This is a genomic window from Enterobacter cloacae complex sp. P17RS, from assembly GCF_014895885.1.
GTDB classification, from domain to species: Bacteria; Pseudomonadota; Gammaproteobacteria; order Enterobacterales; family Enterobacteriaceae; genus Enterobacter; species Enterobacter bugandensis.
The window spans coordinates 157273-169239 of record NZ_JADBQK010000024.1 but is presented as its reverse complement, the minus strand read 5'-3'; the positions used below and the strand labels follow the sequence as shown (position 1 = coordinate 169239).

Annotated in this window: 9 protein-coding genes; 6 read left to right on the top strand and 3 right to left on the bottom strand. The window is 56.0% G+C overall.

Features of this window, described 5'->3' with window-relative positions; all coding sequences use genetic code 11:
- Positions 1–186: 186 nt before the first annotated feature.
- Positions 187–1215: a UDP-N-acetylmuramate dehydrogenase gene (gene murB / locus IM265_RS18255; protein ID WP_193031722.1), complete on the top strand. Its 1029-nt coding sequence runs from the start codon at positions 187–189 to the stop codon at positions 1213–1215.
- Complete coding sequence (gene birA / locus IM265_RS18250) at positions 1212–2174, top strand: bifunctional biotin--[acetyl-CoA-carboxylase] ligase/biotin operon repressor BirA (RefSeq protein WP_028014765.1); 963 nt, start codon at positions 1212–1214, stop codon at positions 2172–2174. The genes murB and birA overlap by 4 nt, the downstream gene beginning before the upstream one ends.
- A gap of 194 nt (positions 2175–2368) precedes the next feature.
- On the opposite strand, the gene bcsG is transcribed toward birA, so the two are convergent.
- Genes bcsG through bcsE form a run of 3 tightly spaced genes read right to left on the bottom strand, consistent with a single transcriptional unit; the run spans position 2369 to position 5794 of the window.
- Positions 2369–4048, bottom strand: coding sequence for a cellulose biosynthesis protein BcsG (gene bcsG, locus IM265_RS18245; protein WP_047367233.1), 1680 nt, complete (start codon positions 4046–4048; stop codon positions 2369–2371).
- On the bottom strand, positions 4041–4235 hold the full coding sequence (bcsF, locus tag IM265_RS18240; RefSeq protein WP_072201618.1) for a cellulose biosynthesis protein BcsF: 195 nt from the start codon (positions 4233–4235) through the stop codon (positions 4041–4043). Before bcsF ends, bcsG begins: the two co-directional genes overlap by 8 nt.
- Entirely contained in the window at positions 4232–5794 is a 1563-nt protein-coding gene (gene bcsE / locus IM265_RS18235) for a cellulose biosynthesis c-di-GMP-binding protein BcsE (protein ID WP_126345966.1), read from the bottom strand. The genes bcsF and bcsE overlap by 4 nt, the downstream gene beginning before the upstream one ends.
- A gap of 174 nt (positions 5795–5968) precedes the next feature.
- On the opposite strand from bcsE, the gene bcsR reads away from it, so the two are divergent.
- From bcsR to bcsB, 4 genes are read left to right on the top strand one after another with little or no spacing between them, the layout of a single operon-like run.
- Positions 5969–6157, top strand: coding sequence for a cellulose biosynthesis protein BcsR (gene bcsR / locus IM265_RS18230; protein WP_028014761.1), 189 nt, complete (start codon positions 5969–5971; stop codon positions 6155–6157).
- Positions 6158–6168: 11 nt separating this feature from the next.
- Positions 6169–6921: a cellulose biosynthesis protein BcsQ gene (gene bcsQ / locus IM265_RS18225; protein ID WP_028014760.1), complete on the top strand. Its 753-nt coding sequence runs from the start codon at positions 6169–6171 to the stop codon at positions 6919–6921.
- On the top strand, positions 6918–9533 hold the full coding sequence (gene bcsA / locus IM265_RS18220; RefSeq protein ID WP_028014759.1) for a UDP-forming cellulose synthase catalytic subunit: 2616 nt from the start codon (positions 6918–6920) through the stop codon (positions 9531–9533). The genes bcsQ and bcsA overlap by 4 nt, the downstream gene beginning before the upstream one ends.
- Positions 9534–9543: 10 nt before the next feature.
- Complete coding sequence (gene bcsB, locus IM265_RS18215; protein ID WP_032644933.1) at positions 9544–11964, top strand: cellulose biosynthesis cyclic di-GMP-binding regulatory protein BcsB; 2421 nt, start codon at positions 9544–9546, stop codon at positions 11962–11964.
- Positions 11965–11967: the final 3 nt, after the last annotated feature.

The following is an 11967-nucleotide window of genomic DNA, read 5'->3' as shown; positions in this document are numbered from 1 at the left end:
AAACGCCGTAGCGCCGATGGTAGTGTGGGGTCTCCCCATGTGAGAGTAGGGAACTGCCAGGCATCAAATAAGTGAAGAGGCCATCCGGAAGGATGGCCTTTTTGCGTTTCTGCGCTGCACAAACTAATCCCCCAACGCCCTGCTTATACGGTAAACTACCTGCGTTTTTGCATCAGGATAGCGTCTATGAACCACTCCCTTAAGCCCTGGAATACCTTTGGCATTCAATGTAATGCTAATCAAATTGTACGTGCCGATACTGCACAGCAGCTGCTGGATGCATGGCAAAGCGCAACAGAAAATAACGAACCCGTACTGATTCTGGGCGAAGGAAGCAATGTCCTGTTTCTCGACGATTTCGCGGGAACGGTGATCGTTAACCGCATCATGGGCATTGGTGTGGAAGAGCGCGCCGATAGCTGGCATCTGCACGTGGGGGCCGGAGAAAACTGGCATCAGCTGGTGCAATTTACCCTCGAAAAAGGGATGCCGGGTCTGGAAAACCTGGCGCTTATACCAGGCTGCGCCGGATCGTCACCCATCCAAAACATCGGTGCCTACGGCATCGAACTGAAACATGTCTGTGAATATGTCGACTGCATCGAACTGGCGACCGGAACGGCTAAGCGCTTAACGGCAGAGCAGTGTCGGTTTGGCTATCGTGACAGTATCTTCAAGCATGAATATCAGGATCGCTACGTGATTGTCGCCGTGGGCCTGCGTCTGCCAAAGAACTGGCAGCCGGTGCTGACCTATGGCGATTTAACGCGTCTCGATCCGGCAACCGTCACTCCCCGCGATGTATTTGACTCAGTTTGCCATATGCGAATGACCAAACTTCCCGATCCGAAAGTAAACGGAAATGCAGGAAGCTTCTTCAAAAATCCGGTTATTAGCAGCGAAAATGCAAAAGCCTTTCTTGAAGGATGGCCCACTGCGCCTCATTATCCTCAGGCAGATGGCAGCGTGAAGCTGGCCGCTGGCTGGCTGATCGATCAATGCCAGTTAAAAGGCACGTCCGTAGGTGGCGCTGCCGTTCACCAGCAGCAGGCTCTGGTACTGATTAATCAATGCGATGCGACCAGCGATGATGTTGTACAGCTGGCGCATTATGTTCGTCAACGTGTGGGCGAAAAGTTTAACGTCTGGCTGGAGCCAGAAGTCCGCTTCATTGGCCGCACAGGTGAAGTGAATGCCGTGGAGACCATTGCGTGAAGGACAATACCATTCCATTAACCCTGATTAGCATCCTTGCTGACGGGGAGTTTCACTCTGGCGAACAGCTGGGCGAGCAGCTGGGCATGAGCCGTGCCGGCATTAACAAGCATATCCAGACGCTTCGCGACTGGGGCGTCGATGTGTTCACGGTGCCGGGAAAAGGCTACAGCCTGCCGGAGCCAATTCAATTGCTGAATGAAGACGTCATCCGCAGCCAGCTTGGACACGGCAACGTTGCGGTGCTGCCGGTGATTGATTCGACGAACCAGTACCTTATGGATCGGCTGAGCGAACTCTCATCCGGCGATGCCTGTGTTGCTGAATACCAGCAGGCCGGTCGTGGCCGTCGCGGTCGCAAATGGTTCTCGCCATTTGGCGCCAATCTCTATCTGTCCATGTACTGGCGTCTGGAGCAGGGGCCTGCCGCAGCCATTGGTCTGAGTCTGGTCATTGGTATCGTCATGGCGGAAGTGCTGCACGATCTGGGTGCCGATCGGGTCCGCGTTAAGTGGCCAAACGATCTGTACCTTAACGATCGTAAACTTGCCGGTATTCTGGTCGAACTGACGGGAAAAACCGGTGATGCGGCGCAAATTGTTATTGGCGCGGGGCTCAATATGGTGATGCGTACTGTCCAAAACGACGTGGTGAATCAGGCCTGGACCAATCTCCAGGAGGCGGGGATTGTCATCGATCGTAACACCCTTGCCGTGCGCATGATTAAAGAGCTGCGCAGCTCACTCACGCTTTTTGAACAGGAAGGCCTGGCACCGTTCCTGTCTCGTTGGGAAAAGCTGGATAACTTCATCAACCGTCCGGTGAAGCTGCTGATTGGTGATAAAGAGATTTACGGCATTTCCCGCGGTATTGACGCACAGGGCGCGCTGCTTCTGGAGCAGGATGGCGCGATCAAGCCCTGGGTGGGCGGTGAGATTTCCCTGCGAAGCGCCGAATGACCGGATGGAGTAAACGATGCGAAAATCCGTCTGCGCTACCCTGGCATTTAACGATGGGGCAGCCTTCCGGAGAGCCCGAAATCACCTCTAAAGACGACGACTATTCGACAAGTCTGAAAATGCGGATGTGGATTTCAGCGCAATAATGACGCACTGACTATCCCCTCTCCCCTGTGGGAAGAGGGGGAAATCAGTTACTGCGGATACGGTACCCAGTCCCCGCCGTTCAGGCGAACGTACGGTTTGTTCTGATACTGAATCACCACCGCGTTGGCGTTCTCGGAGACTTCTGCCGTTTGCGGCAGGTTGCTGGTGAGCTGATCCCAGTTCACGCTATCTTCCACAAACAGCTTCCCGTCAACGGCGCGGGCAACCAGTTCTGAAATCGCCAGATAGCTGCTTGGCTGGGTAATCTCAATTGGTGCGCCCTGGTGCGGTGCCTTCATACCAAAGAATTTAATGCCTGCAGGCACGTTGGTAATGGACGGGCTTGGGATATCGCGCAGGCCGGATACCTGCATTCTGTCGCCTTTCAGCGCGCCACCGTGCTCAGGTACCACGACTACCATCACTTTACGGCCAGATTTTTCCAGCTCCGTGAAGAACGCATCCAGCTCGTCGAAGAATTTCTGCGCCCGCACTTTGTAATCCGCCGTTTTACTCACCCCCGGGAAGTGGTTACCGTCGTGAAGCGGCAGGGTGTTATAGAACGTTGCACTGCGCGGATTACTGTCTTTTTCGATGGTCTGCAGCCAGCGCTGCAGCACGGCGGTATCGTCATAAACCGGCGAGCCATCGAAGCCCAGCAGCGTAACGGGAAGACCGGTTTGATCCATCAGTGGCGCCTGCATGCCACCCTGTTCACGTACCTCTTTCAGGAAGTTACCGAACTGACCGTTATGCCCCAGCATCAGGTGCTGCGTAAAGCCCAGCTTCGCGAGATTATCGAATAAATAACACTGGTTGCCAGCGGGCTGATACAGGTTTTTATGCGATGCCTGACCGCAGCTTGCTCGCAGCAGGCGGATTGCCGCCGGGCCGCTGTATGAGGTGGCAGAGTTAAAATCTTTAAACTGGATGTCAAAGTGGGACCACAGCGGGTGAGACATCAAACCGGCGGCATCCACGTCGGCCCAGGAGAGGGAACAGATGTTAATCACCAGCAGCTCAAACGGCTGCGCATCGGCTGGCAGCGCATCCGGGAATTTCGTCTGTCGCTTATCTTCAGCGGTATAGAAGCTGGAGAGCCAGGCATTAAGATTGGTGGAGGTCGGCGGTGCAGTCTGCGCTGGAATATCGCCCACCACCGGCGTATCGCCTGCCGTTGTAACGGTAGCCGCTGCGCTTCCTCCCGTCGTGGTCACCGTTGTCGTCGGCTGGCCGGCAGGCCACAGCGAAAAGCTTGGCCCCGCCAGCGTCAGCACGTTAAGCCAGATCATAATGGCGACGACAAACACCGTGACGCGGATCCACTGAGACAGGAACAGCCAGGCAACCAGCAGGACAAAGACGGCGCCAATCATCTGCCAGTTAATGAAACGCTCAACCAGGTCAAGCATATAGTCTGCGCTGAAGCCCGCGACCTGCGATCCCTGGCTCATTATGCTTTCCGGACCAGGCAGCCAGGTATCGTGCCAGAACAGCGCAAAGCCGATGGGGATGGCCACCCAATGGCGTAAACGATGCAGCCTGATGTTCGGCAGAGGCATCAGCAGGAAGGCCATAAACACCAGGTTAAGCAGGGGATGGAAATTCAGATAACCTGCCCAAAGCAGGCCAAACTTCACCAGAAAGTAGAAGTTCCAGCCGGAAAGGCCGCGCCAGTATTGCCAGAGCGGCGAGGGTGACGAAGCGGTATAGGAAGAATTAGTCATGTTTACGGTCTGCCTTGACGTGTGATGCCCGTGTCAGTGTTCCGGCTGGTTTTACATAGCGAGGTTTTACAAACATCACTCTGGCCGTATCACGGATACGGCGTATGGAATGGCGTGCATAGTAGCCAAGCGGGAAAAAGATCAGCGCGCAGAATACGACCAGTTGGATGATATCGCTGATATTCATGATGGTGCGTTCTCCCCGTTCTCAGTTAATAAGCGAAGGGGTTCCGGAACCCGACGCCAGACATGTCCGTCATGTCTGGCATTGAGGAGCGGTTTTACATCGCTCGTGATTGCGAGCGGTTTAACCCATTGTTCAGGCTGGAGAGCGCGCATTTGCACTAGCTCTGCGCTGATAGCATTATCTTCGAACCAAATCATACGGTTCGAGAAAATATCCCCGGTAGGCAGGGGGAAGATGTGGTTAAGCGCGGTATCAAGATCGTTGACCCGGCAAAACGACAAAAACAGCACCAGGCGATTGTCGCCAATGGTCATGATGTCCCCTGTACGGTTCGGGCGACACAGGGTGAGCGCCTGCTCAACGCGAATGCCCGGGACCGGCCGCAGGGCAACCATAACCCCTTTCCCGTCCGCCGGAAGTAACGTGTTGCTCATCATGTTGCCGACGGCATCGCAGAACGTATCCCATTTCTGGTAGCCACGCAGCTTCATCGGCTGGGTCATGGAGAGCAGCGTGGAGATATCTTCCGGTACATGGCGACTGAACTGCTGACCCTGAACGCTTTCAATAAGCGTCAGGCAGCGTGACAGTGGCGCATTCCAGGGGATAACCATATTTGCCCCGCAGCCCAGAAGCAGACGCTCATCGGTAGCGCGCAGGCTGGTATTATTTTCGCGCACCACAATTTTTAACGCGCTGCCGCGCTGGCGGCGCAGGGTGTGAATTTGTCTCGCCAGCGTTTCAATCTGATTATTCTGCATCAACGAGAAAACGAGGGTGGCTGCCTGGGTGGTGCGGGCTTCATGAAAAAGCGCTTCGTTAGACTCAAACAGTGACCAGTTTTCCGAAAGCGCGGGCGCGCCCTCTAAAACCGCAATATGGCTCAGGATGCGCTTTTCATCGCTGCGCGGCTGCACCACGGTTTCTTCCTGCTGTGCCAGGTGCCATTTCCCCTCAATAGGTTTAAGAGTCAGCTGTTGCCTGGCGCTCACGCCCTTTTCATTGCACCAGAAGGCAATATCGTAGAGATAGCTGCCTGCCTGGTCACGAAGACTTGCCAGCCCGAACAGGGAGCGATATTCGCCCATCAAAAGTGAGAACAGCTTGTCGTTATTACTGCCGGGGTTGACGACCAATAGCGTGCAATTTTGAAACTTTGCCCATTTATTGATTTTTTCCAGCCACGACAGCAGTTTTTCAGCAGGAATATTTTGCAGTATGTTATTTGCACATTTAAGAATCACTAAATAGTGATCCGGATCTATAGAGCACTGAACGTCGCGGGACAAAAAGTATAGACTATCCGCTTCCGCTGACATAGAAAACAAACGTACTTTCTGGGGGCCGCTGTCGCTTTCCAGCGTAATTATTTTCTTCGGCTCTTCGCCCATGCTAATGACGGCCACGCGGGAATCCTTATCCTGAGCGGCAATTGTCTGGTTTACCAGGCTGATAGCGTCTTCATTACGATCCGTATTAATCCACCAGACTCCACCGACTGGCATGTGGCTCAATTCGTCCCATAATGACTGGATGCCAATAGAAAATATGGAGTCCACGATGTCCCTCTTTTCGTCTAATTTGCCTGTATCTCAGTTTACTAGCGAAAGCGTAGAAATAAACCTAACATTGAAATTAAAGAACATCAGATTTAGCATGTAAATGAAATTTGTCAGGGCAGGATGCCCCGCAACTTCCGAGCGTGCGATTTTCCTCAAAGGGATGGAATAAGAATGGATAATAACGAACCTGCAACCCCAGTCGACTCGACTCTGGGTTACACATTCCAAAACGATTTTCTGGCGCTGGCGCAGGCCTTTTCTCTACCTGAAATAGATTACACCGATATTTCCCAGCGGGAACAGTTGGCTGCTGCTATTAAACGCTGGCCGTTATTAGCTGAATTCGCCCATCAACATTAAGGGAGCCATTGATGGCCATACTCGGATTACAGGGCGTCCGTGGCGGTGTGGGTACCACATCTGTTACCGCGGCGCTGGCGTGGTCATTACAGCTTTTAGGTGAATCGGTGCTGGTGATTGACGCCTGCGCCGATAATTTGCTGCGTATGTCGTTCAACGTCGATTTCACTCGCGAAGAGGGCTGGGCCCGCGCGCTGCTTGATGACAAAGACTGGCGGGATGCGGGGCTACGCTATACCTCCCAGCTGGATTTACTGCCTTTTGGCCAACTGACCACCACAGAACGCGAGAATGAAGCCGCCTATCAGCGTCTGTTTTCGCAGTTCACGCTTGCGCTGCAGAGCCTGAAAGAAAAGGGGCACTACCAGTGGATCCTGCTGGATCTGCCGCACGGCGCCGGGACGCTGACCCGGCAGCTCATCGCCCAGTGCGATCATGTACTTTCCGTGGTGAACGTCGATGCGAACTGCCATATTCGCCTGCATCAGCAGGGACTGCCTCAGAACGCGCACCTCCTGATTAACGATTTACGTATCGGTAGCCAAATCCAGGACGATCTCTATCAGGTGTGGCTGCAAAGCCAGCGCCGCCTGCTTCCCATTGTGATTCATCGGGATGAGGGGATGGCGGAATGCCTCGCCTCCAAGCAGCCGCTGGGCGAATACCGCAGCGACTCGCTGGCAGCAGAAGAGATCCTGACGCTGGCGAACTGGTGTCTGCTGAACTTCGCCAGCAAGGCGGAGCCTGCTGGGAGTTCGGTATGAGTCGACTCGCCAGCTGGCTTCTCATCCCGCCGGTCAGTTCGCGTTTGAGCGACCATTACCGGCACTTTCGCCGGCATGGTGCTCCGGCATTCAGCGCCGCGCTCGGCTGTTTCTGGCTGATTCTGGCCTGGACGTTCATTCCACTCGAGCACCCGCGCTGGCAGCGCATCCGTGCGCGTCACGGCGAATTATACCCACACATTAACCCCGACCGACCACGGCCTTTGGACCCGGCGCGCTATCTTATTCAGGCCGTCTGGCTGGCAATATCGTCATCCCGAACGGAGAAAATAACGCCGCACTGGCGCAGCTATTCCCGCGTACAGCAGTTACGTGAACGCTATCACCAGTGGCTGGATAAACTGCCCGCTAGCGTCAGCGATAAGACCAGCCATCTGGATAACCATAAAGAGCTTGGGCATCTCCACCCAGGCTTGCGGCGTTTTATTCTCGGCGTGATTGTCGTGTTCTCGCTCATTCTGGCGCTGGTCTGTATTACGCAACCTTTCAACCCGCTGGCGCAGTTCATCTTCCTGATCCTGCTGTGGGGCGTGGCGTTACTGGTTCGTCGTATTCCGGGCCGTTTCTCGGCGCTGATGCTGATTGTGCTGTCGCTGACGGTTTCCTGCCGCTACATCTGGTGGCGTTACACCTCAACGCTGAACTGGGACGACCCGGTCAGCCTGGTGTGCGGTCTGGTGCTGCTGTTTGCTGAGACCTACGCGTGGATTGTGCTAGTGCTAGGCTATTTCCAGGTGATCTGGCCGCTCAACCGCCAGCCGGTTCCGCTGCCTAAAGACACCACGCAGTGGCCGACCGTCGATCTCTTCGTCCCGACCTACAACGAAGACCTGAGCGTGGTGAAAAACACCATCTATGCCGCGCTGGGCATCGACTGGCCGAAAGATAAGCTCAAAGTCTGGATCCTGGATGACGGCAACCGTCCGGCGTTTCGCCAGTTTGCGGAAGAGGTCGGCGTTGAGTACATCGCCCGCCCGACTCACGAGCACGCGAAGGCCGGGAATATCAACAACGCCCTGAAGTATGCCTCCGGGGAGTTCGTCTCGATTTTTGACTGTGACCACGTGCCGACGCGCTCGTTCCTGCAGATGACCATGGGCTGGTTCCTGAAAGAGAAAGAGCTGGCGATGATGCAGACGCCGCACCACTTCTTCTCGCCGGACCCGTTTGAACGTAACCTTGGCCGCTTCCGCAAAACCCCGAACGAAGGCACGCTGTTCTATGGGCTGGTGCAGGACGGGAACGACATGTGGGATGCCACCTTCTTCTGCGGCTCCTGCGCGGTTATCCGCCGTAAGCCGCTGGATGAAATCGGCGGAATAGCTGTTGAAACGGTAACGGAAGATGCGCATACCTCGCTGCGCCTGCACCGTCGGGGCTATACCTCTGCCTATATGCGTATCCCTCAGGCCGCCGGTCTGGCGACGGAATCACTCTCCGCGCACATCGGTCAGCGTATTCGCTGGGCGCGCGGCATGGTGCAGATTTTCCGCCTCGATAACCCGCTGATAGGCAAAGGGCTCAAGCTGGCGCAACGTCTCTGCTACGTCAACGCCATGTTCCACTTCTTGTCCGGCATCCCGCGGCTGATCTTCCTGACCGCGCCGCTGGCGTTCCTGCTCCTTCACGCCTATATCATTTACGCCCCCGCGCTGATGATTGCGCTGTTCGTTCTGCCGCACATGATCCACGCGAGCCTGACGAACTCGAAGATTCAGGGCAAATACCGGCACTCCTTCTGGAGTGAAATCTACGAAACGGTGCTGGCGTGGTACATCGCGCCGCCGACGATGGTCGCGCTGATTAACCCGCACAAAGGGAAATTCAACGTCACCGCGAAGGGCGGTCTGGTGGAAGAAGAGTACGTCGACTGGGTGATCTCCCGCCCGTATATCTTCCTCGTGCTGCTGAATATTGTCGGCGTGATAGCCGGTATCTGGCGCTACTTCTACGGCCCGGAAAACGAAATCCTGACCGTCTTTGTAAGTATGGCCTGGGTGTTCTACAACCTGATTATCCTCGGCGGCGCGGTGGCGGTGTCGGTAGAGAGTAAACAGGTTCGTCGCGCGCATCGCGTTGAAATCTGCATGCCTGCGGCGATCGCCCGTGAAGATGGTCACCTCTTCTCCTGTACGGTGCACGACTTCTCTGACGGTGGCCTGGGGATCAAAATCAACGGCCAGGCGAAAGTGCTGGAAGGGCAGAAGGTTAACCTGCTGCTTAAGCGCGGTCAGCAGGAGTATGTCTTCCCGACGCAGGTTGTGCGTGTGGCAGGCAGTGAAGTGGGTCTGCAGCTGATGCCGTTGACCAAAAAGCAACACATTGATTTTGTGCAGTGTACGTTTGCCCGTGCGGATACATGGGCTCTCTGGCAGGACAGCTTCCCGGAAGATAAACCTCTGGAAAGCCTGCTGGATATTCTGAAGCTGGGGTTCCGTGGCTATCGTCACCTTGCAGAATTTGCCCCGTCGTCGGTGAAATTAATTTTCCGGTCACTTACTTCGCTGGTTTCCTGGGTCGTGTCGTTCATTCCTCGTCGTCCCGAGCGGGATGAGACGAAGCAGGCGGACCCGGTTATGGCTCAACAATGATGATAACGCGATGAAAACAAAACTTTCCTGGTTATGTGCAGTGGCAATGGGAGTGAGTGCACTTCCCGCAACAATGGCTAACGCAGCACCCGGTAACGCAGCGGCGACGCCTGCGCCGACGGTCCCTGTCGTCGCGCAGGCAACCGATCCGGTTGTTACGGCGGCACCCGGTCAAACAGAAAACATCATTCCGAACCAGCCAACGGAGGGGAACACCCTGCCGGTCGAGAATCCGGTCATCGGGCAGGTGATGCCGGGCGTGCGGGGGGCTAACGCGCCCGTTGTCGCGGATAATGTGCCGTCGCGGGACGTGAAGCTGACCTTCGCGCAAATTGCGCCGCCGCCGGGTAGCATGGTGCTGCGCGGCGTCAACCCTAACGGCAGCATTGAATTTGGTATGCGCAGCGATGAGGTTGTTTCAAATGCGGTACTGAACCTTGAATACACCCCGTCGCCATCCCTGCTGCCGACACAGTCTCAGCTGAAGGTCTACCTGAACGATGAACTGATGGACGTTCTGCCGGTGACCAAAGAGCAGCTGGGTAAGAAAACACAGGCGCAGGTGCCGATTAACCCGCTGTTCATCACCGACTTTAACCGTATCCGTCTGGAGTTTGTTGGTCACTACCGCGATGTCTGCGAAAACCCCGCCAGCAACACGCTGTGGCTGGACGTCGGGCGTAACTCCTCGCTGCAGATGACCTACCAGCCGCTGGCGCTGAAAAACGATCTGTCGGCGTTCCCGGTTCCGTTCTTCGACCCGCGTGATAACCGTCCGCTCACGCTGCCGATGGTGTTTGCATCGTCCCCTGACGTAACCGAGCAGCTGGCGGCGACCATTGTGGCCTCCTGGTTTGGCTCCCGCTCCGGCTGGCGCGGTCAGAACTTCCCGGTGATGTATGACAAAATGCCGGACAGGAACGCGATTGTCTTTGCAACCAACGCGAAGCGTCCGGGCTTCCTGCGCGACCACCCGGAAGTCAAAGCGCCAACCATTGAGATGGTAAGCCACCCGGATAACCCGTACGTGAAGCTGCTGGTGGTCTTTGGTCGTGATGATAAAGATCTGGTCCAGGCCGCGAAGGCGATTGCTCAGGGCAACGTCCTTTTCCGCGGCAACAGCGTGGTGGTGGACGAAGTTAAGCCGCTGCTGGCGCGTAAACCTTATGACGCGCCAAACTGGGTGCGTACCGACCGCGCCGTGACGTTTGGTGAACTGAAGACCTATGAAGAGCAGCTGCAGGCGTCCGGGCTGGAGCCATCGCCGATTAGCCTGTCGCTGAACCTGCCGCCGGATCTGTACCTGCTGCGCACCAACGGCATTGATATCAATCTCAACTACCGCTATACCGCGCCGGCGACGAAAGACAGCTCGCGCATGGATATCAGCCTGAACAACCAGTTCCTGCAATCGTTCAGCCTGCAAAGTACCCAGGACACTAACCGTCTGATGCTCCGCCTGCCGGTGCTGCAGGGGCTGCTGGACGGAAAAACGGACGTCTCTATTCCGGCGCTGAAGCTTGGCGCGATCAACCAGCTGCGTTTTGATTTCCAGTACATGAACCCGATGCCTGGCGGTTCGGTGGATAACTGCATCACCTTCCAGCCGGTACAAAACCACGTTGTGATCGGCGATGAGTCGACCATCGACTTCTCGAAGTACTACCATTTCCTGGCGATGCCGGATCTGCGTGCCTTTGCTAACGCGGGCTTCCCGTTCAGCCGCATGGCCGATCTCTCTGAATCCATTGTGGTGATGCCAAAAGCGCCAAACGAAGGTCAGGTGACGACCCTGCTCGACACCATGGCAACCGTAGGCGCGCAAACCGGATTACCGGCAGTTAACGTCACGTTGACGGACGATGGCAGTCAGATCCAGAACAAAGATGCGGATATCATGGTGATCGGCACCATCCCGGACAAGCTGAAGGATGAAAAACGTATCGACCTGCTGGTGAAAGCCACCGAGTCGTGGGTTAACACGCCGCTTCGCCAGACCGAGTTCCCAAGCATTATGCCGGACGTGAACGACCGTAAGGCCAGCGCGCAGACGGCCGTAACCTCTCAGGGGGCGATGGCTGCGGTGGTGGGCTTCCAGTCTCCTTACAACGATCAGCGTAGCGTGATAGCCCTGCTGGCGGACAGCCCGCGCGGCTATGAGCTGCTGAATACCGCGATGAACGACAGCGGCAAACGTGCCGCGATGTTTGGTTCTGTGTCGGTGATCCGCGAGTCCGGCGTTAACAGCCTGCGCGTGGGTGATGTGTATTACGTCGGCCATCTGCCGTGGTTCGAGCGCCTGTGGTATGCGCTGTCGAACCATCCGGTTCTGCTCGCCATCCTGGCTGCGGTCAGCGTGGTCTTGCTGGCATGGGTGCTGTGGCGTCTGCTGCGCATCATCAGCCGTCGTCGCCTTAACCCGGATGAGTAAGAC

What these genes read in the sequence shown, in the direction of transcription:
- bcsB (WP_032644933.1), top strand. Translation starts at nt 9,544, where the DNA reads ATGAAAACAAAACTTTCCTGGTTATGTGCAGTGGCAATGGGAGTGAGT.
- bcsG (WP_047367233.1), bottom strand. Translation starts at nt 4,048, where the DNA reads ATGACTAATTCTTCCTATACCGCTTCGTCACCCTCGCCGCTCTGGCAA.
- bcsR (WP_028014761.1), top strand. Translation starts at nt 5,969, where the DNA reads ATGGATAATAACGAACCTGCAACCCCAGTCGACTCGACTCTGGGTTAC.
- bcsQ (WP_028014760.1), top strand. Translation starts at nt 6,169, where the DNA reads ATGGCCATACTCGGATTACAGGGCGTCCGTGGCGGTGTGGGTACCACA.
- murB (WP_193031722.1), top strand. Translation starts at nt 187, where the DNA reads ATGAACCACTCCCTTAAGCCCTGGAATACCTTTGGCATTCAATGTAAT.
- bcsF (WP_072201618.1), bottom strand. Translation starts at nt 4,235, where the DNA reads ATGAATATCAGCGATATCATCCAACTGGTCGTATTCTGCGCGCTGATC.
- bcsA (WP_028014759.1), top strand. Translation starts at nt 6,918, where the DNA reads ATGAGTCGACTCGCCAGCTGGCTTCTCATCCCGCCGGTCAGTTCGCGT.